At 41.5% G+C, this 23,062-nt stretch carries 19 protein-coding genes, 2 tRNA genes, 3 rRNA genes and 1 pseudogene; 5 read left to right on the top strand and 20 right to left on the bottom strand.

The genetic code is table 11. The features are described 5' to 3' along the window. Window positions 1–26: 26 nt before the first annotated feature. Window positions 27–2,108 (top strand): ATP-dependent DNA helicase RecG, encoded by a 2,082-nt coding sequence (gene recG, locus ALFOR1_RS01415; RefSeq protein WP_104641819.1) that lies wholly within the window; start codon window positions 27–29, stop codon window positions 2,106–2,108. A 405-nt stretch (window positions 2,109–2,513) separates the two neighbouring features. Here the strand turns inward: recG and rrf are convergent. The 5 genes from rrf to ALFOR1_RS01390 all read right to left on the bottom strand — a co-directional run bounded on the left by rrf (window position 2,514) and on the right by ALFOR1_RS01390 (window position 7,851). Then, a 5S ribosomal RNA gene (gene rrf / locus ALFOR1_RS01410) occupies window positions 2,514–2,628 on the bottom strand. A 201-nt stretch (window positions 2,629–2,829) separates the two neighbouring features. Next, a 23S ribosomal RNA gene (locus ALFOR1_RS01405) occupies window positions 2,830–5,719 on the bottom strand. 300 nt (window positions 5,720–6,019) lie between these two features. Beyond that, window positions 6,020–6,095: transfer RNA gene (locus ALFOR1_RS01400), tRNA-Ala, on the bottom strand. A 67-nt stretch (window positions 6,096–6,162) separates the two neighbouring features. Beyond that, window positions 6,163–6,239, bottom strand: a tRNA-Ile gene (locus ALFOR1_RS01395). Between the two features lie 76 nt (window positions 6,240–6,315). Beyond that, window positions 6,316–7,851 (bottom strand): 16S ribosomal RNA (locus tag ALFOR1_RS01390). Together the 16S, 23S and 5S rRNA genes with 2 tRNA genes alongside form the textbook arrangement of a ribosomal RNA operon. Before the next feature lie 629 nt (window positions 7,852–8,480). On the opposite strand from ALFOR1_RS01390, the gene ALFOR1_RS01385 reads away from it, so the two are divergent. Next, entirely contained in the window at window positions 8,481–8,960 is a 480-nt protein-coding gene (locus ALFOR1_RS01385; protein ID WP_058548212.1) for an RNA recognition motif domain-containing protein, read from the top strand. On the opposite strand, the gene murI is transcribed toward ALFOR1_RS01385, so the two are convergent. Together murI and ALFOR1_RS01375 are read right to left on the bottom strand one after the other, a co-directional pair. Further along, window positions 8,923–9,723, bottom strand: a complete 801-nt coding sequence (murI, locus tag ALFOR1_RS01380; protein WP_104641818.1) for a glutamate racemase — start codon at window positions 9,721–9,723, stop codon at window positions 8,923–8,925. The two genes, ALFOR1_RS01385 and murI, sit on opposite strands and share 38 nt — an antisense overlap. A gap of 65 nt (window positions 9,724–9,788) precedes the next feature. After that, entirely contained in the window at window positions 9,789–10,928 is a 1,140-nt protein-coding gene (locus ALFOR1_RS01375; protein WP_104641817.1) for a DUF5610 domain-containing protein, read from the bottom strand. Window positions 10,929–11,090: 162 nt separating this feature from the next. On the opposite strand from ALFOR1_RS01375, the gene trmA reads away from it, so the two are divergent. Beyond that, on the top strand, window positions 11,091–12,188 hold the full coding sequence (trmA, locus tag ALFOR1_RS01370) for a tRNA (uridine(54)-C5)-methyltransferase TrmA (RefSeq protein ID WP_104641816.1): 1,098 nt from the start codon (window positions 11,091–11,093) through the stop codon (window positions 12,186–12,188). Window positions 12,189–12,198: 10 nt separating this feature from the next. On the opposite strand, the pseudogene ALFOR1_RS01365 reads toward trmA, so the two are convergent. The 5 genes and pseudogenes from ALFOR1_RS01365 to ccoG all read right to left on the bottom strand — a co-directional run bounded on the left by ALFOR1_RS01365 (window position 12,199) and on the right by ccoG (window position 16,514). Continuing rightward, window positions 12,199–12,651 (bottom strand): annotated as a pseudogene (locus tag ALFOR1_RS01365) (DUF523 domain-containing protein). 59 nt (window positions 12,652–12,710) lie between these two features. After that, on the bottom strand, window positions 12,711–13,349 hold the full coding sequence (locus tag ALFOR1_RS01360) for a thiol:disulfide interchange protein DsbA/DsbL (protein ID WP_104641815.1): 639 nt from the start codon (window positions 13,347–13,349) through the stop codon (window positions 12,711–12,713). 18 nt (window positions 13,350–13,367) lie between these two features. Next, entirely contained in the window at window positions 13,368–13,991 is a 624-nt protein-coding gene (locus tag ALFOR1_RS01355; protein ID WP_058548218.1) for a thiol:disulfide interchange protein DsbA/DsbL, read from the bottom strand. Window positions 13,992–14,025: 34 nt separating this feature from the next. Further along, entirely contained in the window at window positions 14,026–15,000 is a 975-nt protein-coding gene (locus ALFOR1_RS01350; RefSeq protein WP_058548219.1) for a serine/threonine protein kinase, read from the bottom strand. Between the two features lie 83 nt (window positions 15,001–15,083). Continuing rightward, window positions 15,084–16,514 (bottom strand): cytochrome c oxidase accessory protein CcoG, encoded by a 1,431-nt coding sequence (gene ccoG / locus ALFOR1_RS01345; RefSeq protein ID WP_104641814.1) that lies wholly within the window; start codon window positions 16,512–16,514, stop codon window positions 15,084–15,086. Window positions 16,515–16,801: 287 nt separating this feature from the next. On the opposite strand from ccoG, the gene ALFOR1_RS01340 reads away from it, so the two are divergent. Together ALFOR1_RS01340 and ALFOR1_RS01335 are read left to right on the top strand one after the other, a co-directional pair. Continuing rightward, window positions 16,802–17,161 (top strand): hypothetical protein, encoded by a 360-nt coding sequence (locus ALFOR1_RS01340; protein WP_104641813.1) that lies wholly within the window; start codon window positions 16,802–16,804, stop codon window positions 17,159–17,161. Then, the gene (locus ALFOR1_RS01335) at window positions 17,161–17,367 is read left to right on the top strand and encodes a hypothetical protein (RefSeq protein ID WP_058548222.1); all 207 of its coding nucleotides are present in this window, start codon (window positions 17,161–17,163) and stop codon (window positions 17,365–17,367) included. The genes ALFOR1_RS01340 and ALFOR1_RS01335 overlap by 1 nt, the downstream gene beginning before the upstream one ends. Window positions 17,368–17,393: 26 nt before the next feature. Here the strand turns inward: ALFOR1_RS01335 and ALFOR1_RS01330 are convergent, their stop codons facing one another. From ALFOR1_RS01330 to ALFOR1_RS01295, 8 genes are read right to left on the bottom strand one after another with little or no spacing between them, the layout of a single operon-like run. Further along, on the bottom strand, window positions 17,394–17,981 hold the full coding sequence (locus tag ALFOR1_RS01330) for a UPF0149 family protein (RefSeq protein ID WP_104641812.1): 588 nt from the start codon (window positions 17,979–17,981) through the stop codon (window positions 17,394–17,396). A 23-nt stretch (window positions 17,982–18,004) separates the two neighbouring features. Further along, window positions 18,005–18,763 carry a type II secretion system protein N gene (locus ALFOR1_RS01325; RefSeq protein WP_104641811.1) on the bottom strand — a complete coding sequence of 253 codons (759 nt, stop codon included), beginning with the start codon at window positions 18,761–18,763 and terminating at the stop codon, window positions 18,005–18,007. 3 nt (window positions 18,764–18,766) lie between these two features. Continuing rightward, on the bottom strand, window positions 18,767–19,240 hold the full coding sequence (gspM, locus tag ALFOR1_RS01320; RefSeq protein ID WP_104641810.1) for a type II secretion system protein GspM: 474 nt from the start codon (window positions 19,238–19,240) through the stop codon (window positions 18,767–18,769). Beyond that, window positions 19,237–20,445, bottom strand: a complete 1,209-nt coding sequence (gene gspL, locus ALFOR1_RS01315; RefSeq protein ID WP_104641809.1) for a type II secretion system protein GspL — start codon at window positions 20,443–20,445, stop codon at window positions 19,237–19,239. Before gspL ends, gspM begins: the two co-directional genes overlap by 4 nt. Further along, window positions 20,442–21,431, bottom strand: coding sequence for a type II secretion system minor pseudopilin GspK (gspK, locus tag ALFOR1_RS01310; protein WP_104641808.1), 990 nt, complete (start codon window positions 21,429–21,431; stop codon window positions 20,442–20,444). The genes gspL and gspK overlap by 4 nt, the downstream gene beginning before the upstream one ends. After that, window positions 21,424–22,074: a type II secretion system minor pseudopilin GspJ gene (gene gspJ / locus ALFOR1_RS01305; protein WP_104641807.1), complete on the bottom strand. Its 651-nt coding sequence runs from the start codon at window positions 22,072–22,074 to the stop codon at window positions 21,424–21,426. The genes gspK and gspJ overlap by 8 nt, the downstream gene beginning before the upstream one ends. Beyond that, window positions 22,075–22,449: a type II secretion system minor pseudopilin GspI gene (gene gspI, locus ALFOR1_RS01300; protein ID WP_058548229.1), complete on the bottom strand. Its 375-nt coding sequence runs from the start codon at window positions 22,447–22,449 to the stop codon at window positions 22,075–22,077. It lies immediately after the preceding gene. Then, window positions 22,449–23,036 (bottom strand): pilus assembly FimT family protein, encoded by a 588-nt coding sequence (locus ALFOR1_RS01295; protein WP_058548230.1) that lies wholly within the window; start codon window positions 23,034–23,036, stop codon window positions 22,449–22,451. Before ALFOR1_RS01295 ends, gspI begins: the two co-directional genes overlap by 1 nt. Window positions 23,037–23,062 lie beyond the last annotated feature (26 nt).

The following is a 23,062-nucleotide window of genomic DNA, read 5'->3' as shown; positions in this document are numbered from 1 at the left end:
TCACATATAATAAGATTAGATCAAACTTGTCTAAACCTAGCTTAAACCAATACCCAATTACAGAACTCAAAGGGGTCGGCCCAAAAATGGCTGAGCGTTTGTTAAAGCTAGGCATTATTACAGTACAAGACATGCTATTTCACCTTCCTCTTAGATACGAAGATAGAACTCGCCTTTACCCCATTAATGAACTTGCACTACATAGTCATGTAAGTGTCGAAGCAACCATTGAAACTAGCCAAATTACATTTGGAAAAAGACGTATGTTAGTTGTTCAAATAAACGATGGTACAGGTAGGCTAACACTACGTTTTTTTAATTTTACCGCAGCGCAAAAAAACGCATTTGGTGCTGGTAAAATAATACGTTGTTTTGGTGAAATACGCCGTGGCCGCGTTGGCTTTGAAATGAGCCATCCTGAATATAGCATCAGCGATACCTCCAGCGAACAACCAGTAGCCACAACCTTAACGCCCGTTTATTCAACAACTGAAGGTTTAAAACAGCTATCGATTAGGGCTTTAAGCGAACAGGCTATTGATTTACTAAGCAAGTACTCAGTAGAAGAGCTACTACCTGCAAAATGGCAACCATCAAGTATGGCGTTAAGCGACGCTTTATTGTTATTGCATCGCCCACCAAATGATGTTGATGTAACTGCACTTGAGCAAGGTACTCACCCTGCCCAGCAACGTCTCGTATTTGAAGAATTACTTGCGCAAAACCTCAGTTTATTAAAAGTACGCGAACAAGGGCAACAAGTTAAAGCCGTAGCTTTAAATCCAGTAAACACTCTAGAAAGCCAATTTTTAGAACAACTTCCTTTTGCACCAACCAATGCACAAAGCCGTGTAGTGGCTGAAATCAAAGGTGATATGCAACACGCTCACCCCATGATGCGTTTAGTGCAAGGCGATGTCGGTTCAGGTAAAACTCTAGTAGCAGCACTTAGTGCATTAACAGCTATAGCTCAAGGGTTTCAAGTTGCTTTAATGGCACCAACAGAAATTCTGTCAGAACAACATGGTGTTAATTTTACGGCTTGGTTTAATCAGCTAGGTATAACAGTTGCTTGGCTTGGCGGTAAAACAAAGGGTAAAGAGCGCGTAGAAACACTTGAAAAAATAGCCTCTGGTGAAGCCCAAATGATTGTAGGTACTCACGCTTTATTTCAAGACGAAGTTAAATTTAATAACTTAGTGCTTATAATCATTGATGAGCAACATCGCTTTGGTGTGCATCAGCGTCTATCTCTTCGTGAAAAAGGCAAGTTTGGTGATTGCTACCCTCATCAATTAGTCATGACAGCAACACCTATTCCACGAACGCTTGCCATGACCGCTTATGCTGATTTAGAAACCTCTGTGATAGACGAGTTACCACCTGGGCGTACGCCCATAACCACAGTAGCACTTCCTGATACTCGTAGAGACGATATAATTGCGCGTGTAAAACTGGCCTGTAACGAACAAGGCAGGCAAGTTTATTGGGTTTGTACACTGATTGACGAATCTGAAGCTCTACAATGTCAAGCAGCAGAAGATAGCGCTCTGCAATTAAAAGAGGCACTACCTGAATTAAATGTAGGTTTAGTGCACGGGCGCATGAAATCAGCGGAAAAGCAGGCCATTATGAGTGATTTTAAAGCGGGTAATATTCACGTTTTAGTCGCTACCACAGTTATTGAAGTAGGCGTAGATGTGCCAAACGCTAGTTTAATTATAATAGAAAACCCTGAACGCTTAGGCTTAGCACAATTGCACCAACTGCGTGGTCGAGTAGGCCGTGGTGCCACAGCATCGCACTGCGTCCTTTTATATCACGCACCTCTATCTTATACTGCGCAAAAGCGCTTAGGTGTATTAAGAGATAGTAACGACGGATTTGTCATCGCAGAGCGCGATTTAGAGATACGCGGCCCAGGTGAAGTACTTAGCACTAAACAAACAGGCTTAGCAGAATTTAAAATAGCAGATTTAACACGAGATAAACAAACACTAAACCAAGTTAGACCTATCGCTCAACAAATGCTTAAACAACACCCTAATTTAGTAGAGCCACTCATTCAACGTTGGTTAGGCAATAAATCAAACTATGCACAAGCATAACCCGCTATACACATTCAGGCATTAGTCTACACAATATATAATTTACTAAATGTAGAAACTCACCTTCTGGCTGGAGGTACTTGGGAGCTAATTAATAAAAGTTAATTACTCTCTTTCCTTCAAGCATAAAAAAGATCGACGCTTTCAAGTTGAGTTTGTCTTACTTGAAGCCTGGTAATGTCCTACTTTCACATAGCAAATGCTTCACTACCTTCCTGTCGGGACGGCCTTCCGTGGGGCTCGCCTTCGAGCTGTTTTGTTTGATGTATAGGAATACAAATGCCGTGGAGTACAGGATGTACGAGAGCGGCCACTACTGAGTTTGGCATGGGCTCTTGGCTATTTACTAAACCCCAGAAAGCAAAAAACCCGTTACATTGCTGTAACGGGTTTCTCTTATTTGAAGCCTGGTAATGTCCTACTTTCACATAGCAAATGCTACACTATCATCGGCGCTGTTTCGTTTCACTACTGAGTTCGGCATGGAGTCAGGTGGGTCCAAAACGCTATTGTCACCAAGCAAATTTGGTGCAAAGGATTAATGACAAGCACGTAGTGCTGCTTTTCCTTTGCGCAAGGTGCCTCTACTTTAACGCTACGCGCTAAGAGTCACCTCATAAATTTGGAAAATATCTGATAATATTTTTTAATTCTTTAAGTAATATCTACTTTAGTTATTAACTTCTGTCGCTTCACTGTCACAAAACGCGTTTGGCGTTGTATGGTTAAGCCTCACGGGTAATTAGTACAAGTTAGCTTAATGGCTCACACCACTTCCACATCTTGCCTATCAACGTTGTAGTCTTCAACGGCCCTTCAGAGACTTTAAAAGTCTAGTGAGAAATCATCTCGAGGCCTGCTTCGCGCTTAGATGCTTTCAGCGCTTATCAGTTCCGAACGTAGCTACCGGGCAATGCCATTGGCATGACAACCCGAACACCAGCGGTTCGTTCACTCCGGTCCTCTCGTACTAGGAGCAACCCCTCTCAATTCTCAAACGCCCACGGCAGATAGGGACCGAACTGTCTCACGACGTTCTAAACCCAGCTCGCGTACCACTTTAAATGGCGAACAGCCATACCCTTGGGACCGACTTCAGCCCCAGGATGTGATGAGCCGACATCGAGGTGCCAAACACCGCCGTCGATATGAACTCTTGGGCGGTATCAGCCTGTTATCCCCGGAGTACCTTTTATCCGTTGAGCGATGGCCCTTCCATTCAGAACCACCGGATCACTATGACCTACTTTCGTACCTGCTCGACGTGTCTGTCTCGCAGTTAAGCTGGCTTCTACCATTACACTAACCGTACGATGTCCGACCGTACTTAGCCAACCTTCGTGCTCCTCCGTTACTCTTTGGGAGGAGACCGCCCCAGTCAAACTACCCACCAGGCACTGTCCGTAACCCCGATTCAGGGGCCAACGTTAGAACATCAAAACTACAAGGGTGGTATTTCAAGGACGACTCCAACAAAACTAGCGTCTCATCTTCAAAGTCTCCCACCTATCCTACACATGTAGGTTCAATGTTCAGTGCCAAGCTGTAGTAAAGGTTCACGGGGTCTTTCCGTCTAGCCGCGGGTACACAGCATCTTCACTGCGATTTCAATTTCACTGAGTCTCGGGTGGAGACAGCGTGGCCATGGTTACACCATTCGTGCAGGTCGGAACTTACCCGACAAGGAATTTCGCTACCTTAGGACCGTTATAGTTACGGCCGCCGTTTACCGGGGCTTCGATCAAGAGCTTCTCCCTAAGGATAACCCCATCAATTAACCTTCCGGCACCGGGCAGGTGTCACACCGTATACGTCATCTTGCGATTTTGCACAGTGCTGTGTTTTTAATAAACAGTCCCAGCCACCTGGTCACTGCGGCTCCCGTCCGCTTAGAGAGCAAGTCTCATCACAGATAGGAGCGTACCTTCTCCCGAAGTTACGGTACGATTTTGCCTAGTTCCTTCACCCGAGTTCTCTCAAGCGCCTTAGTATTCTCTACCTGACCACCTGTGTCGGTTTGGGGTACGATTCGGTATAATCTGAAGCTTAGAGGCTTTTCCTGGAAGTATGGCATCAACAACTTCATCACCTTGGTGACTCGTCTCGTGTCTCAGGTTTAATGTTCGTCCGGATTTACCTAAACAAACGCCCTACTCACTTTCACATGGACAACCATCGCCATGCTTGCTTAGCCTTCTCCGTCCCCCCATCGCAATTATACCAAGTACGGAAATATTAATCCGTTTCCCATCGACTACGCCTTTCGGCCTCGCCTTAGGGGTCGACTTACCCTACCCTGATTAACATGGGATAGGAACCCTTGGTCTTCCGGCGTGCGGGTTTTTCACCCGCATTATCGTTACTCATGTCAGCATTCGCACTTCTGATACCTCCAGCATGCCTCCCGGCACACCTTCAACGGCTTACAGAACGCTCCCCTACCACTCAACGTAAACGTTGAATCCGCAGCTTCGGTGCATAGTTTAGCCCCGTTACATCTTCCGCGCAGACCGACTCGACCAGTGAGCTATTACGCTTTCTTTAAAGGATGGCTGCTTCTAAGCCAACCTCCTGGCTGTCTGGGCCTTTCCACATCGTTTCCCACTTAACTATGACTTTGGGACCTTAGCTGGCGGTCTGGGTTGTTTCCCTCTTCACGACGGACGTTAGCACCCGCCGTGTGTCTCCCGGATATTACTTTACGGTATTCGGAGTTTGCAAAGGGTTGGTAAGTCGGGATGACCCCCTAGCCTTAACAGTGCTCTACCCCCGTAAGTATTCGTCCGAGGCTCTACCTAAATAGATTTCGGGGAGAACCAGCTATCTCCCGGTTTGATTAGCCTTTCACTCCTAGCCACAAGTCATCCCCTAACTTTTCAACGTTAGTGGGTTCGGTCCTCCAGTTGATGTTACTCAACCTTCAACCTGCTCATGGCTAGATCACCGGGTTTCGGGTCTATACCTTGCAACTAATCGCCCAGTTAAGACTCGGTTTCCCTACGGCTACCCTATACGGTTAACCTCGCTACAAAATATAAGTCGCTGACCCATTATACAAAAGGTACGCAGTCACCTAACAAGTAGGCTCCTACTGCTTGTACGTACACGGTTTCAGGTTCTATTTCACTCCCCTCACAGGGGTTCTTTTCGCCTTTCCCTCACGGTACTGGTTCACTATCGGTCAGTTGGGAGTATTTAGCCTTAGATGATGGTCCACCTATATTCAGTCAAAGTTTCACGTGCTCCGACCTACTCGATTTCACTTAAAATGTCTTTTCATGTACGGGACTATCACCCTGTATCGTGGCACTTTCCAGAGCCTTCCATTAACACATAATAAGCTTAAGGGCTGTTCCGATTTCGCTCGCCGCTACTTTCGGAATCTCGGTTGATTTCTTTTCCTACGGGTACTTAGATGTTTCAGTTCTCCGCGTTCGCCTCGTTAACCTATGTATTCAGTTAACGATACCTGCAAGCAGGTGGGTTTCCCCATTCGGAAATCCTAGTCTCAAGCGCTTTTTACTAGCTTGACTAGGCTTATCGCAAGTTAATACGTCCTTCATCGCCTCCAACTGCCAAGGCATCCACCGTGTACGCTTAGTCACTTAACCATACAACCCAAACGGGTCTTTGTTAGTGACAGTTTAACTTCGCCAGAAGTTAATATTGAATACTAAAGTAGATACCAATCAATCAACTCAAAGAGTGATTAAATGGCACTGAATGATACTGCTATCATTCTTTTTTACTTTTGAAAACTCTTGATAAATACGAATATTTATCAGAATTTTATTATCAGCTTTTCCAAATTTTTAAAGAGCAGAGAATCAAAAACTTCTCAAAATTAAACACACTCTATTCTCAGGCGATTTTGCTGCCCGATAAAGAATATTTATTTTTAAGAAGTAAAGTGGTGGAGCTAAGCAGGATCGAACTGCTGACCTCCTGCGTGCAAGGCAGGCGCTCTCCCAGCTGAGCTATAGCCCCACATATGCTGGTCTTACTGTTTGTATACCGACTTCATTTTAAGCTTAGTGATAAGATTAAGAAGAAGTGGTGGGTCTGAGTAGATTTGAACTACCGACCTCACCCTTATCAGGGGTGCGCTCTAACCAGCTGAGCTACAGACCCAAACAATAAGTGTTGTTCTCTTTACAATTAACAATCATCTGTGTGGACACTACGAACAAATAAGTTCTAAATCGTATAAGGAGGTGATCCAGCCCCAGGTTCCCCTAGGGCTACCTTGTTACGACTTCACCCCAGTCATGAATCACTCCGTGGTAAACGTCCTCCCGAGGGTTAGACTATCTACTTCTGGAGCAACCCACTCCCATGGTGTGACGGGCGGTGTGTACAAGGCCCGGGAACGTATTCACCGCGTCATTCTGATACGCGATTACTAGCGATTCCGACTTCATGGAGTCGAGTTGCAGACTCCAATCCGGACTACGACGCACTTTAAGTGATTCGCTTACTCTCGCGAGTTCGCAGCACTCTGTATGCGCCATTGTAGCACGTGTGTAGCCCTACACGTAAGGGCCATGATGACTTGACGTCGTCCCCACCTTCCTCCGGTTTATCACCGGCAGTCTCCTTAGAGTTCTCAGCATTACCTGCTAGCAACTAAGGATAGGGGTTGCGCTCGTTGCGGGACTTAACCCAACATCTCACAACACGAGCTGACGACAGCCATGCAGCACCTGTATCAGAGTTCCCGAAGGCACCAAACCATCTCTGGTAAGTTCTCTGTATGTCAAGTGTAGGTAAGGTTCTTCGCGTTGCATCGAATTAAACCACATGCTCCACCGCTTGTGCGGGCCCCCGTCAATTCATTTGAGTTTTAACCTTGCGGCCGTACTCCCCAGGCGGTCTACTTAATGCGTTAGCTTTGAAAAACAGAACCGAGGTTCCGAGCTTCTAGTAGACATCGTTTACGGCGTGGACTACCAGGGTATCTAATCCTGTTTGCTCCCCACGCTTTCGTACATGAGCGTCAGTGTTGACCCAGGTGGCTGCCTTCGCCATCGGTATTCCTTCAGATCTCTACGCATTTCACCGCTACACCTGAAATTCTACCACCCTCTATCACACTCTAGTTTGCCAGTTCGAAATGCAGTTCCCAGGTTGAGCCCGGGGCTTTCACATCTCGCTTAACAAACCGCCTGCGTACGCTTTACGCCCAGTAATTCCGATTAACGCTCGCACCCTCCGTATTACCGCGGCTGCTGGCACGGAGTTAGCCGGTGCTTCTTCTGTCAGTAACGTCACAGCTAGCAGGTATTAACTACTAACCTTTCCTCCTGACTGAAAGTGCTTTACAACCCGAAGGCCTTCTTCACACACGCGGCATGGCTGCATCAGGCTTGCGCCCATTGTGCAATATTCCCCACTGCTGCCTCCCGTAGGAGTCTGGACCGTGTCTCAGTTCCAGTGTGGCTGATCATCCTCTCAAACCAGCTAGGGATCGTTGCCTTGGTGAGCCATTACCTCACCAACTAGCTAATCCCACTTGGGCCAATCTAAAGGCGAGAGCCGAAGCCCCCTTTGGTCCGTAGACATTATGCGGTATTAGCAGTCGTTTCCAACTGTTGTCCCCCACCTCAAGGCATGTTCCCAAGCATTACTCACCCGTCCGCCGCTCGTCAGCAAAGTAGCAAGCTACTTTCTGTTACCGCTCGACTTGCATGTGTTAGGCCTGCCGCCAGCGTTCAATCTGAGCCATGATCAAACTCTTCAATTAAAAAGTTTTATGTCTTTCGACAGCTCAATGAATTCTGAATTTATTTAATATCTTTCGATATTGAATTGACTGTGCTGAATAACTACCTAAGTAATTATTCTGTTGGTCACTCAGTTTCAATTGAGACTCTAATTTGTTTGCCTCGCTACCGAAGTAGGTTGGCTGTTAGAACTCAATCTGCACGAGTGCCCACACAGATGATTGCTTTATATTGTTAAAGAACGTTTTGAGTCGCTTTAGCGCCTCAAGGGATGCGAATAATACACCCTTTATTTTTCGAGTCAACACTTTGTTTTAAACTTTCTTTTTAGAAGATTCAAAAACGAAGTTTTATTTAACTCTCTGAGCCGCTGCTGCCTTGCTATGCATCGGCGTTTCCCGTCTCAGTGGGGTCGCATTATAGGGAGATCCAAAAACAGATCAACCCTTTTTTTAGATCTTTTTACTGTTCGAACAAAAATACAACAAAACACGGTAAAACCTCATCAAAACAGCCATAAGCTGATGCTTTTTTACACTCTTCTTTATTATTTAATACAAATATCATTGCTATGTTCAATTAAGACGTTAAGATAGCAAGTTCACAATGTTAAATTAATGTTTATTTCCTGTTTATTGGTAGATCTAAAATGAAATTACCCGATCAAAAATCTTTTATCTTCTCTGTTATTCTTGCTGTAGTTGGTTTTGTTATTGTTGAATTTGCTTTAGGCAGCTTAGCTTTAAGCCCTGCACTACTATTTGGTGCTGGTTTATTAATAGGTGCGATTGCTATTGCAGCAATGTCATCTGAAGGTGTTGAAGAAACCGAAGTTAAAACAAAAACACTTTATGTTGGCAATCTACCTTATCGTGCAAACGAAGGTGTGGTTCGTGCTTTGTTTGAAGAACAAGGTAAAGTGTTTAACGTACGCCTATTAAAGGATAAAAATACAGGCAAGCGTCGTGGCTTTGGTTTTGTTGAAATGGCGCAGGCAGATGCAGATAATGCAATTGCTAAGCTTAACGACAGTGAGTTTCAGCAACGTACTTTAAAAGTACGCGAAGCAAAACAAAAACAAGAAGATGATTCTAGTGCTCTTCGCACTGAGACGGATCAATCAGTGTAACTAGTTTTATCGCTAGTTTATCACTATTAATATCAGCCGTTGCATAGTAATGCAGCGGCTTTTTTATGTCTGAAGGTTTTTTTGCTAGAAGGTTTGATTGAGCCAATAAAAAATGAACTCTATTTGCTATAGCTTGACCTGAATCTAACAACTGTACATCTCCCTTGAAGTACTCCCTAATAGGGTTGGCTAATATAGGGAAATGCGTACAGCCTAATACAAGCACGTCAGTATTTTTATCTACTTTTAGGCTATCAAGCTCTTGATGGAGTTTGAGCATGTCTAAGGCTTGTGTGTAAAAATACTGCTCAGCTAAAGCAACCAACTTAACGCTGCTATATAAGTTAACCGTTACATTACGTGCGTGTTCAGTAATTAAAGTTTTTGTATATCGACTTGTGACTGTAGCAGGTGTTGCCAATAGCGCTATGTGATTAGTACGAGTAAGCTCTGCTGCAGGCTTTATTGCAGGTACTACACCCACAATAGGAATAGAGGTTATTTTACGAACAGCACTCAGTGCCGAAGTTGAAGCCGTATTACACGCTATAACAATTAAATCAACACTCAACTTATTGCTATTAATAAAATGGATTAATGAATATAAGCGATTAATGATTGTTTGTTGGGACTGCGCTCCGTAGGGAAGTAGTGCGTTATCCATAAAATAACTGTACTGAGCATCAGGAATGCTTTGCTTTATATGCTCAAGTACAGTGGTGCCACCAATACCTGAATCAAAAACCATTATATGCGCTGACAAACAACTGTTCCCACTAAACGTTAAGAACGGCAGTTTGCCATGAGGTATTTATAAAAGAAAGTAGTTTAACTTTGCTGAGTTTCTAAATCAGCGAGATCGTCTGCCGCTGTGTTTAACTGATTTAAATTTTCAAACATCGATTTAGTGTAATCAACTAGCTTATCGATTTCTTGTTGATCTTGGTTTAACCATTGTAAGATCCCAGCAAGTTGATTTTGTAAGCCTAACTCACCTGCTTTTTCAAAAGCATTTTTTAGATCATCGTTAAAAGGTGCTAATGTATCAGCCACTTCTTTTTCTGGAGCAGGCTTATACTCTTCGTAGCTCTTAACAGTTGCGACCGTTTTTGTTTGACGTAAATCCATAGAAAAAGCCACCAGCTGTTCACTACCTAAACTTAACTCTTGCGCTTGTTCAAATGCTTTATCTAAATCGCCACCAAAAAATGTTGAGCTTACATTTTGTAAGTCTTCCATCATCGCATTAATTGCATCTTGCTCTTGTTCGTTTAATTCACCATTAACCGACATTGAAAAAGACACCTGGCGAGATTGCGATGACGAACTTACATATGATTCGCTATCATTGGTTCTGCTATAACCGCTAGCTGATTGGGACTCGTATGCATCGGCAAAGCTTATGCTTACTTCATCACCTTCGGCAGTTGTAAACTTGTACTGAGCATCACTGCTCATACTTACATATTGGCCTTGGCTTATACTTACACTGGCAGGTTGAGGATTAAATAACGATTCCTCCAATGTATCTATACCGTCGAAGATACCCTCTTGTGATTTTTTAATGCCTTCTTCCATGTCGTCATTAAAAATACCAGTGCCTTTAAGTTCTTCAACGGCATCATCAATACCCATTTGTACTCCTTTGCGCGCTTCGCCAAGCATATTCTTAAGCTTGTCATCGTCAGCGCCGTTTGCTTTTGCCTTATTAACGGCGCCACTGACAAAGTCGAGTACATTTTTTACTATTTCATCAAAATCAAATAGTGATTTCTCTGCTTTTTTTTCTTGAACGGGTAAGCCTAGTTGCTCAGCCATTTTATCGCCGAGTACTTTTGCAGCAAGCTCTCTACCTCGTTGTTGATAGTTATCTTGAGGAGACTCAATTGTAGGCTGCTGAATATCAGCCTTATTATTGAATTTATTGACATTACTGTTTGGCGTAAAGTTATAGTTACCTATTTTCATAAACTGTCTCCTATGCGTGCGTAGCTCTTTATCGGCCAGCGCAAATAAAACTAAAGTTAAGCGAGCAAAAAAACACCATTAACTCTAACCAAAACTAGACAAATACACAGCGCACCCTACAATAACGCCGATAAACAGATCTTAGATAAGGTAGTAGCGTTAATGGCAGTTATTAAAATAGATACCACACAGTACCAAGCGCAATTAAGTGAAAAAGAGCAGCGTATAAGTGCACAGTTTCGACGTTTTGGTGTGGAGCAGCTAGAAGTATTTAGCTCAGAGCCAACTAACTACCGCCAACGCGCAGAGTTTAGAGTATGGCACGATGGCGACGATCTGTTCCATATTATGTTTGATCAACAAACAAAAGAAAAAATTCGCGTAGATACATTTGATCCTGCGGCACCTCTTGTAGGTGAAATCATGCAAGTGATGATTGAAAATCTTAAACCATGTGAGATTTTACGCCGCAAGCTATTTCAAATAGATTACCTATCAACCCTAAGCGGTGAAATTTTAGTGAGCCTGCTTTATCACAAACCACTAGATGAGCAGTGGCTAACTGAAATAAAAGCACTTAAAGAAAAACTAAGCAGCAAGTACAAAATTGATTTTATTGGCCGTGCCCGCAAACAAAAAGAAGTACTTGGTGATGACTTTGTTACTGAGCGTTTAACTGTTAACGGCCAAGAGCTTATTTACCAACAAGTTGAAAACAGCTTTACTCAGCCAAATGCTAAAGTAAATATTAATATGCTTGAATGGGCGCAAGACTTATGTAAACCACTTAAAAATGATTTATTAGAGCTTTATTGCGGTAACGGTAACTTTTCTATTGCACTGGCGGGTTCTTTTAATAAAGTACTAGCAACTGAAATATCTAAATCGTCTGTTCACTCTGCTCAGTATAACATTGCCAAAAACAATGTAGATAATCTCGATATTATACGTATGTCGAGCGAAGAGTTTACTCAAGCAATGAATGGTGAGCGTACTTTCTCTCGTTTAGAGGGCATAGATTTAAAAAGCTACGACTGCCAAACCATATTAGTTGATCCACCGCGCGCAGGCATGGATGAGTTAACGTGTGATTTAGTGGCTAATTACGAAAATATAATTTATATATCGTGTAATCCAGAAACCCTTGAGCGTGATCTTGATCATTTAACTCGTACGCATAACGTTAAGCGCTTTGCGATATTTGATCAGTTCCCTTATACGCATCACATAGAATCAGGTGTTTTCTTACAGCGTAAATAGCCAACCAAAATTAAAGTGCCAGTACTTTTATAAGTGCTGGTATTTGTTCTTCACTAAACACTTGAATCCCATTCTTCATAAATAATGCTGCAGTTAAACCTAGACCTTCGATTTATACTCCGCGATGCTTTCCATCATATATTGTATTTCGTCCATAAGAAGGGCTCGATTCTTTAAGTAGAGCAAAACGAACTTTATTCTTTTTACAAACTTCTAGCGCTATATTAGCCCCAGTTTGAAATTGCTCTGTAACATCCTCTCCTGAATTAGTAATTACTCTCCCCTGTATTATTTCAGCAGGAGCTCTAGGAGTAGATAGCCCACCTGCAACTTCAGGACAAAAGGATACTATTTTCTTATTACTTTGCCATACCCGTAATTGTGGATGCTGTAATGTTTGTCCTTTTCCATCATAACGAACAGGCTGCCCTAGCAAGCAACTCGATACTAATATTTTTTCCATTGCTACATCCTTATAAAGCAAAAAAGCTCCCTGAGGAGCTTTTTTAGTTTTAGCTAAATTTATTTGCTAGCTAGATAATTAATCAGTTTACCAATGTCTTCTGGCTCAGTAATACCCGACTCTCGGCCAAGGTTTAATTTGTACTTACCATTTACAATAAATGTAGGTACGCCACGTAGTGCGCCTTTTTCTTTAAAGTAGTCTTGATCGCGTTTCATTTTAGAGCTTAGCGTACGTACCGAGAAGCTTTTGAAAAGCTTATCAAACTTATCGCCATCTACACCTTGTGCTACAAATATATCTTTTACATCAGCAAGCTCATTAAACTTAGCGCGCTTGGTATGAATGTGATTAAAAATTGCAGAAACAATTTTATCTTTTTGTGGAAGCACTTCAGCTGTCGCTAGCGCTTGGCTCATCATTTGTTGATTTTCTGGGTCACGAACACCTACAAAATCCACATGGCTCTTTTTAAATTTAACATTTTTATCAAGCTTAGGTTTAAACTCACCAATTAATGCTTCCATGTTATTACATGCAGGGCAGTAAAATGAGAAAAACTCTTTAATCTCTGGTTTTTTAGTTGCACGCTCAGATATCACGTCGTAATGCACGCCTTCTTCATACGTTGCTGCAAAACTAGTTGCTGCCATTGGCAGTAATACTGCAAGTAAACCTGCTTTAACTAATTTGATCATTATTATTATTCTCCGAGATTAAAGTGTTAGTAAAAAAGCAACTAACTCATCAAGTTCTTGCTGATTATTGATGGTGTTAATATTTATTTTATATTTATCGTTAACTATAAAAGTAGGCACGCCTGTAAGTGCGCCAATTTTCGAGTATTTATTTTGTTTGTCTTGCATTGCACGTTCAGCGGCAATAATTGGCATACTTGCAATGTCTTGATCGAATGTCGCGCTATCAATACCGTTAACTTCAAGTAACTTTTTAACGTCTTTCATTTGCGTTAAAGGAGCACGTTGAACATGAATGCTTTTGAATATTTGATCGCTAATGCTTTGCGCCTGCCCATGTTTTTTGCCAATTAAGTAGGCATAGCTCAAATTGCTTTGTGCTTGTGGCGAAACGCCGCCTAAAAAGTTCACATGGTTTTTAATGAACTCTGTACCTTCAGGTAGGTTTTTTTCGATTGCTTTAGCAACTGGCTCAAATTTAAAACAGTGCGGGCAATAGTAAGAAAAAAACTCGGTTACCTGTGGCTCCGCGCTTTTATCTACATCAATCACTGTGTATTGGTTATCGGCTTCAAACTGTGCAGCAAGTGCTGCAAATGGTAAACATAAAAGTAATAAACTCAGTTTCAATTTTTTAAGCATTGGTATCTCGTTGTACTTATCTTTAAATAAAATATTATGGCAATAACTTAAGCGGTGCTTCTTGCAGTGCTGCAAGCTGCTCTTTTAGCGCTAAAATTTGTTGCTCCCAGTATTTGTCATCTGCAAACCACGAAAAGTTCCGTACAAAAGCAGGATCGCTCCATCGTTTAGCTACCCATCCCATGTAATGAATAATACGCATCGCTCGCAGCGGTTCAATCAATTTGAGTTGAGTGTGGTCAAAATCACAAAACTCTTCATACGCATTTACAAGGGTGTCTAACTGTAACAGTTGCGTAGCCCTATCGCCACTGAGCATCATCCATAAATCTTGAATAGCAGGACCTTGACGGCTATCGTCTAAATCAACAAACATTAACGCATCACCTGCCCACAATATGTTACCTGCATGGCAATCTCCATGTAAGCGAATACTGTGCGTATCTTTATACTGCGTTTGTGCCTGCTCTATTACTAAATCTAAAATAGTGTAAAAAGCAGTACTTATTCCCATTGGTACCAAGTTACTTTTTTGAAGATGAACTTTGGCTGTATGTAAGTATTCTTCACAGGTAAGTGTTGGTCTATGCGTAAATGGTTTGGTTTTAGCAACTTGATGCATACGGCCAATTAATCGCCCCATCACGTCAAGTTGATCTAGGTTATCAACCTCGAATAGGCGTCCACCTACGCTTGGAAATAACACAAACAAATAGCCTTGGTGCTCAAACAAGCTTTTTCCATTATATTTAACCGGTGCAACTACTGGTACTTCTGCCTCTGCTAGTTCAAATGCAAAATCATGTTCTTCTTGAATTTGCTCTTTGCTCCAGCGTTCTGGGCGATAAAACTTTACTACGTAGCGCAGGCCATCTTCAGCCTTAAATTGATAAACTCTGTTTTCGTAACTGTTAAGTGCTAATAAACCCGACTCAGCATAAATGCCTACCGTTTCTATAGCATCGAGTATTAGGTCGGGTGTTAGGTCAATAAAGCTAAATTTACTCATACTCTTCTTATATAAAATAAAAGCGGGTTATTCACCCGCTTTTGTTAATTGCTATAACTTACTACTTATTGGGTAAGCCGATATTACCGTGCTTTAAAAAAGTTACTTGGCTGCGATATCGTTTCGTCAGGTTCACTGACTGGCGAAAGCACAAAGCTGAACTCGGTCATTGGTGCTTTTAAATCATAAGGGTCCATTACAAGCGAAAGTGGTACATTGTGAGACTGACCAGCTTGCACAGTAAATGTTTGCTTACCTAAGTATTTAAAGTTATCAAGTCCTTGGACCTTAATGTTAAAGGTTTGCTCGTATTGCGCTTTATTAATCACTTTTAACGTGTAAGTGTTTTCTACCAAACCATCAAAGTCGACACGGTATAATTGGTTTCTATCACGGATAATATCAAAGTCCATGGTTTTACGCAGTGCTATATTAGCGACAAGCGCCCCCGTAAGTACAACAAGTATGACCGTATAACCTATGATTTTAGCTCGTAGTGGATTAGTTTTATTTTCAGGTGTTTCTAGGTTTCGCTCTGTCGTATATGAAATAAGCCCACGCGGATAGTCCATTTTGTCCATCACACCATCACAGGCATCAATACACGCACCACAGTTAATACATTCAGCTTGTAGGCCATTACGAATATCTATACCTGTTGGGCATACTTGAACACACAAATTACAGTCTATGCAGTCGCCCATTTCTAGGTCTTCATGAGCAACTTTGCGCGAACGTGGACCACGGCTTTCGCCTCTTTGCTCATCGTACGTTACGGTGTAAGTATCTTTATCAAACATAGCAGATTGAAAGCGTGAATACGGACAAATATGTAAACACATAATTTCACGCATCCAGCCAGCGTTGGCATAAGTACATGCAGCAAAGAAGATAATACTTATTAATGCATAACCACCGACGCTAAAAGTGACGAAATCAGGGAGCAGTTCTCTAATGGGTGTAAAGTAGCCTACAAACGAGATTGCGGTATACAAAGAAAACAAGATCCAGCTGGAATGCTTAGCTGTTTTCCGCCAAAACTTATCAAAATCCATTGGCCGTTGATCGAGCTTTTTACGCTGATTTGCCGTTCCTTCAAACTTTTCTTCAAACCAGATAAAAATAAAGGTCCATACGGTTTGTGGGCAAGTATAACCACACCACACCCGGCCATAAAAAGTGGTAACTAAAAATAGCGCAAACGCTGCCAACATAAATATAAACGCAAGAATAGTAAAATCTTGAGGCCAAAGCGTTAAACCAAAAATATTATACTTTTGGCCAATCAAATCAAACAATACAGCTTGTTGCCCGTTAAAATTGATCCAGGGTAATACCATAAAAGCGAGCATGCCTAAAAAGCCAATACGCTGCCTGAGTAACTGATGGAGGCCTTTTACAGCACGCACATAAATACGATTTCGGGGATTAAACCTGTCATCATCTCGGCTTAAATCCGGCTTTTGGATTTTTACCTCTACAGGTATATTTTTTACTTTAATTTGCTTGTCCATCGAAGTTCCTCAACGCCGCTTGGAAATAAAAATTCAGCAATACTCAAGTACTCTATAACTAAAGCGTGCACGTTACATGCTTGGCATATTTAGGTTAATAAATAGCCTCTTGAATAGTTTCAGATATTTCAGAAATATCTGACTGCTGTTAGCTATTATAACAATATTGGCTAGAATTACTGACTTAGATTGCTAATAATTTATTCATCTCAGTTACTTGCTTTTAAAATGCAGTTTATTACACTGCATGGTAATTTAACCCTATTTAGATCAAGGTTTACGTATCCATGAAAAAATTTATTATATTGGTAGTGCTGATCCTTGCCTTTTTCACTATTGACCATCCTTTAATAAAAGAACCCCGTGAAAAGTTATTAGGAGAAGGCATTGGTTTTTTAAGTGATGCCAGCAAAGTAAACAGAAGCCCTGCTGCAAACATGGCTAAAAATAGAGTAGCCGCTCAGTTAAAGCTTTCTGAATCTGAGCAAGAGTACATAGAAAAAACATTTACGACTGATGATTCAGTACAGCTTTTTCATTTACGTTACTGTCGTGAGCGCGATCTTAACTTGTATTTTTACGATGAGCGCTTAAACACGGTGTGTAAAATAGTCTCTGAAGCTTTAGAGCAAAAGCGAGCTAAGTAATGGATTTTTCTAACCTAAATAAAAAAGCCAGCGACTCGTTTTATAAGCAACGCAATATGCTCAAGCAATTAGCCCAAGGTAAAACGCTTAAGTGTGAAAAATGTAATGGAGTTTTAACGCTTGATCTAGCCACCAGCGAATCGGGTAAAGGCTTAGTAAAGTGCAAGCAAGGCTGCACTGATATTGTTTTAGAACTAGGCGCTTAGATTAAGCGCCTAAAAGGCAAAGCAAATTACTCGTCCCAACTATCATCTGTAATTAAACCACTATTAATAGCAACAACTTCAATAAGCTCTGCAAAACCTAATGCAAAATCACCCATAGATTCATACTGATATTGGCACAATGCGTCTGAGGTCATATTATTTTGTGCTGCAATTTGTGTTACGGCTTGCTGATCAAGTGCAAAAAAGCTAAGCGTACTAAGTGCACTTTCTAGTGCTTGTTTAAATTCGGCATCTAACTCGGGAGCATTTAAAAGAGGCTCAGCATACGCTTTCGTCGCCACTAAAAAACCTTCACTCCACGGCTTACAAAACTCAAGGTTAAACTCTACTGGTAACTTGTATCCAGTTTCAAACACTTGCTCACTAATTTTATGATAAAGCGCCATGAATAAAAACAGCATCTCTTCGTCTAAGTCGTTAGCTGTGTTTGGTAGTATTTGTGCAAGCCACTCGTGCACATCTAGTGGGCTGGGCGAACAAATAACGCCAAATAAGTAACCTTCACTTTGCTCAAGGGTCATAGCTTGAGGCTGAGTGTTTAAAAACGTGCTGAGCTGCTTTGCATGCAACTCAGTAAATTGGGGTATTTGCATTAAAACTCTTTATATTGAAACAATTAAAAATTGAGCGGGTAGCGACCTTGGTTATCTGGTCGGCCTAAAAACTTAACCGCATCATGTACATCTTTTGGTAAGCTGGCATCTGGTTTTACATAACCGGCGACACTAAAATCAAAATTAGCTTTAAGTGTAGCATCTGCTTCAAGGCCTAACGTATTATCTGGGTCAATTAATATAGCTATATCACCCGACTTACAGCTTAACTTGCCTCCTAGAGGGCCTATATTAAACCAGCCATTTAACCCTTGCACATCAATATTTGGGCTCGCGATCTCACCCTTTAACGATTCGCAATAAGGTGCACCCGAGCCATATTCTTCAAGTTCTAATATTACGCGACCTTTAGCTGTTACTGGCAATGGTAGCTGTATTCTTCCCATCGCACGCTCAACCGTTGAGCGAACTAAACCATCGGTTACTTTTACTTTGTTATTAAATAACCCATAACTTATGTCGGCATATCCTGAAATATCACTACGTTCACGCGCATTACCAAATTTAATATTTGCGTTTAACTTACCAGTAAATAATTGCCAGCCTGCTATATCCCACCGTACATTATTTAGTTGCTCGCCCTCAAAGCGTACTTGCATCATTTGCCCTTCCCACACAGTACCAACAGTTTGGCCAATTTCTAACTGTTTAGGCAAGTAGGGTTTTGCTATATCAAGCGCTATAACCGCCGGTAATTTAATAATACAAAACACAATAAAACTGACTAAAAATACAGCCGATAACATTATTATTTTTTTCATTAATTAATTCTCTAATACCAAGCGGCTTACACGTACATAACCCGATTTGTCGTCACGGCTTAAATCTAAATTTTCAATTTTTAAACCATGCTGATTTACCAATTCGTCTAACCATTCGATTAGTTGATTAAACTCTACAGAGTCGAGCGTTAAACGAAGTGACCCCGTACTAGGCTGCATTTTACTAATATCTATTTGATAACGACCACGTGTAGAGTTAACAACTTGGCTTAAGTTTGTATTGCTCACTACGTTAGTATTACCCGCCGCTTTTAGCTTTACTATGCTTTCATCAACCCAAACAAGAAGCTCTTGTTGTTTTATCTGTGACTGTTGCGCTTTTTCTATTGCGTTATTTAATGGTCTAAATATACCCATAACTAAAACAAAAATAATAAATACGCCACCAGCGATCATAACTAATTGCTGCTCTTGCTCTTTTAGTGAGCGCCAATATTGCATTAACTGCTTTTTCATACCGCACCTCGCAGTTTAATTTCGCCCACAACATAATCACCGTCGTTATTTAAAGAGCCTTGCTCAACGGTTAAACCTTGTTTTTCGAGTATGGTTTTAACTTTACCAAATGTTTGAAAGTCTTTTGCTCTAGCGCGAATACGCAGCTCATTTCGACGCTTATCGTAGCGCAGAGTTTCTAGGGTAAATTCACTCACCTGAGAAAACACATCAACCAAATTTGCGGTTAAGTCTAAAAAGCCAGCTTCACTTGAACCTTGCACTCTATCAAGTGCGCCTTTTATTTGGCTTTTAATTAAGTTAGGGCGAACTTTTACGCCAGGAAACGCTTTTTGATATCTATCAACCACTTGCGCTTTAGCTATTTCTAGTTCCGAGTTGAGTTGGTGCAGTTCTATTGATTTAATTGCAACCGTAGAGACTAGCGCAACGCCTGCAATAATTGCTGCGCCTTTCCAGTACCCCCACCACAATGAGCTTTTCTTTTTAAGCTGATAAAGGCCTTGGCGCAAATTAAATTTAACGCTATCTAATTGCTTTGCAAATAAAGCTAAAGGCAAGTCGTATTCATTGGTTTGTGCGTGTAGGTTAACACTTTCAGGAAAATGATTCGCAGGGCTAAAATGCTTAATGTTTGGATTGCCTAAAGCCGTTAAATAATTACTTAACCAACTTGGTTCAACCGCACTTATATGCCATTGCCCTTGTTTAAATAACCACTGGTTATTAAGTTCAATAGCAGTGGCCTCACCTTCATCTCCCACAGGGAGTAACAGTGCATCTGGTAATATTTTATAAACAGATAAATCATGCTCTGCAAATAACGCAAGCCATTGTTCAAACCATTCACGATCGGTCATTGCTACACGTATGGCATGTTGCTCGCCAAGCATAGTTGGCTCGCCTACTGCTATAAATAAGTCATCTACATCACAGGCTATATCTTCTTCAAGCATGTACGGCAATGCTTGTTCAAGTTTACGGTTCCACTTTGTGGGTAAGGCAACTGTCTTTAATTGCACTTGGTCACTTGGTAGTAAAACAATAACTTCTCTGCTTTGTGCTTTTTCACTTAACTCAGTTAAGTGGCTTGCATTGGATAATTCACCACTGGCTATTATTTCTTGTTCTTGTGGTAAGTATATTAACCAGTTAAGCAGTTCTTGTTCGGTTTGACCCGTGCGGATCAACAGTATTTCTGTCACTGTACGCCTCCAAATTTTCGCGCCAGTATCGTTACGTCGCCATCTTTAGCGTGCAGTAATGTGGTCATCGAAAAACGCAATTCAACAAAGTTTGCCTGCGTTTGTAATTTAAAATATTCGCTATTAATACTAAATAAGTCTTTTACAGATTCTATATTTGCTCCACCTTGTTGCTGCACCTCAGTGAAAAACTCGTCAATGCTGTCAAAGCCTGTTTCAGGGCGAGCCCCAATAACAGCTTCAGCAGCAGATAAACTCAGTTCATCAATCATGGCGCTCAAGATAAGAGCTTGTTCTGGCTGTAGTGTATTTACATTAATCAATAATAAGGGGCTGCCTGGTATTACACATACATACGGTAATACTTTTTCCATTACTAATGGGTTAAACCCTTTCACTAAACGCAGCTCCGAAGTTGACGCAAATAAGCTATTTGCAGTCATATACGGAAATTTACGAGATAAATACTCATCCTCCTCCGCGCCTGAACGATAAGTAATGCTGTCCTCATCAAGCCAATCAAATACACTATCGGCCATCGCCTCTTCTGACTCATCCGCAGGTAAATCTTCAATATTTTCAAGTAGTGCAAATAACGCTTTATGCGCAGGGTTTGTTTTACTTGTGCTGCTTACATCAGGCTCTTGTGCTAATGCATTTAAATTTAAACAGGCTTGTAAGTCAGTAATTTGACCACTCAAAGTACCATTATCAACCGGGTATGCAGTATTACCTTGAGTTGCCCAAATTTGATCAAGCGACGTTTTATCTGCATCATCTTTCTTGCTTTGTATAAGCCCTTTGATAGCTAACTCTTCTGCCCCATATGCATACCACTTAGCTTGTTGATGACCTTGCAGGTTAGTGCTTTTTTGTACTTGAACCATCAAATTAGCACTCATTTCAACCGCTAAAATAGCAGCTAATGCAACAATAAATAAAACAATAACAAGTGCTGCGCCACGTGACGCTTGCTGTTTACCCATTATCCACACTCGTACTTTGTGTTGTACTTGGTGGCGCAACAACTTTGCCCTGACCTGGAACTAAAAATACTCGACGAATAGGTTCAGCCTCTATTTGCTGAAGTGTTACAGCAACGGCTTTAGGAAGCGCTTTAATTTCCCATTGTTCTTGCCATGCGTTTTTATCATCTAAAAACTCAAACTTGAGCTCTTCTACATTTTCAAGTATTCGCTGTACACGCGGCTCCATATTATCAAGCTGGTCCACGTATACCCTGTAAACGCGTTCAAGGTTATCATCTAGCACTCTGTAACCAACGGCTTGTAATTCAGAGCGAGGTAATAAGTTAATAGGGTTTATCCAACCGTCGCGTACAAATGCAATGCCATCGTATTGGCTTTCTAATACATAGCGACCTGCTAGTAAGTATTGCTCTTGCACATCGCCCGACTCATTGCGAACTGCGCGCTTAGTCATTTGGCTAAAGTCTTGATCCATTAACCTAAAGGTAGTTTGTAACGCGTTTAACTCAGCAATTGTTTCGTCCGAGGCATCTTTTGCTTTGGTGGTGCTATCTAGTATTTGATGAGTGGCAATAATTACAAAAGCTAAAATACCCAGTGCCACCATTACTTCTAGCAACGTAAACCCGCGCTGCTTCACTTACTTACTGCCTTTGTTAAGGTAAGTCGAAAGCTCATACGCTGAGTTCTCATACTTTTCATCGGTAAATACATTGATTGTTACTTTAACAAAGCTTTTATCGGCTGTGGCTACTACCTCTTGCTGCCAAAACCATTCAACACCCGCCATTACTTCACTACCTCGTGCATTGTTTTTACCTTGCCACTGTTCACCTTTTGTACGCTGCTCAATAAGTACGTTTTCAGCGACCCAAGATGCATACGTTTGCTCTTCAATTGTTGTTAAGTGATGTATATGCTCGCCAGTTGCTTGCATGGCCGCTATACCTGCCATCGCACAAATACTTAGCGCAACCAGTACTTCTAATAACGTAAAGCCTTTATTAAACTTCATTATTCTGGCTCTCGGCGAAAATTAACTGGTGCAGTAAACTCGCCTTCAATGTAATAAACAGGTTCACTTTGCTCTTTTAATTCAAGAATTAGCTGGAACGCACTTACCTCACCCGATGATAAAATAAGCACCTGTGGGATTTTCACTTTTTTAAGCTCTAACAAGCTATCTTCATCGCCGCCGCTCATTAGCTCGCGCCAATTAGACTGCTCTAATAAGTTATCTTGCGCCCATGCTAAGTCTTCTAAATTTAAAGTGAGCTTTAATCGTTCATCTAGCTCTATGGGCTTGAATAGCTCTTCACGTTCAAAAGTTATCCATTTTTCGCCATCAAAAACTAAATACTCTAACGTATTCTCTTCAACTAAAAAGCCAAGCTCAACCTGGTTTAAAATTGCAAATTCAGATGCCATATTAATGGTGGTATGCAGCCTAAGCGCTTGAGTGTCTAACTCATCTTCGGCGCCACCTTCTAAGCTGTATACCACCATTTTTGTGGCAAAAGCGATGATCACTAATACCACTAAAATTTCTATTAAACTAAAGCCTCTACCTTTTGTATGCAGCTGCTTAAGGCTTACTTGCATAGCAAGCCTCGAGCAGTTGGGTATTT

The sequence above is a fragment of the Pseudoalteromonas carrageenovora IAM 12662 genome (assembly GCF_900239935.1).
Lineage (GTDB): Bacteria > Pseudomonadota > Gammaproteobacteria > Enterobacterales > Alteromonadaceae > Pseudoalteromonas > Pseudoalteromonas carrageenovora.
The sequence above is the reverse complement of the archived record's forward strand: the minus strand, read 5'-3'. Positions and strand labels throughout refer to the sequence as shown.

Bases quoted from the DNA above. Each gene is read 5' to 3' on its own strand.
- ALFOR1_RS01340 (WP_104641813.1), top strand. From the start codon at position 16,802: ATGAAAAAATTTATTATATTGGTAGTGCTGATCCTTGCCTTTTTCACT.
- trmA (WP_104641816.1), top strand. From the start codon at position 11,091: ATGGCAGTTATTAAAATAGATACCACACAGTACCAAGCGCAATTAAGT.
- ALFOR1_RS01360 (WP_104641815.1), bottom strand. From the start codon at position 13,349: ATGATCAAATTAGTTAAAGCAGGTTTACTTGCAGTATTACTGCCAATG.
- ALFOR1_RS01385 (WP_058548212.1), top strand. From the start codon at position 8,481: ATGAAATTACCCGATCAAAAATCTTTTATCTTCTCTGTTATTCTTGCT.
- ALFOR1_RS01330 (WP_104641812.1), bottom strand. From the start codon at position 17,981: ATGCAAATACCCCAATTTACTGAGTTGCATGCAAAGCAGCTCAGCACG.
- ALFOR1_RS01355 (WP_058548218.1), bottom strand. From the start codon at position 13,991: ATGCTTAAAAAATTGAAACTGAGTTTATTACTTTTATGTTTACCATTT.
- ALFOR1_RS01325 (WP_104641811.1), bottom strand. From the start codon at position 18,763: ATGAAAAAAATAATAATGTTATCGGCTGTATTTTTAGTCAGTTTTATT.
- ALFOR1_RS01335 (WP_058548222.1), top strand. From the start codon at position 17,161: ATGGATTTTTCTAACCTAAATAAAAAAGCCAGCGACTCGTTTTATAAG.
- gspM (WP_104641810.1), bottom strand. From the start codon at position 19,240: ATGAAAAAGCAGTTAATGCAATATTGGCGCTCACTAAAAGAGCAAGAG.
- ALFOR1_RS01295 (WP_058548230.1), bottom strand. From the start codon at position 23,036: ATGCAAGTAAGCCTTAAGCAGCTGCATACAAAAGGTAGAGGCTTTAGT.
- ALFOR1_RS01375 (WP_104641817.1), bottom strand. From the start codon at position 10,928: ATGAAAATAGGTAACTATAACTTTACGCCAAACAGTAATGTCAATAAA.
- gspI (WP_058548229.1), bottom strand. From the start codon at position 22,449: ATGAAGTTTAATAAAGGCTTTACGTTATTAGAAGTACTGGTTGCGCTA.
- ccoG (WP_104641814.1), bottom strand. From the start codon at position 16,514: ATGGACAAGCAAATTAAAGTAAAAAATATACCTGTAGAGGTAAAAATC.
- ALFOR1_RS01350 (WP_058548219.1), bottom strand. From the start codon at position 15,000: ATGAGTAAATTTAGCTTTATTGACCTAACACCCGACCTAATACTCGAT.
- gspK (WP_104641808.1), bottom strand. From the start codon at position 21,431: ATGGGTAAACAGCAAGCGTCACGTGGCGCAGCACTTGTTATTGTTTTA.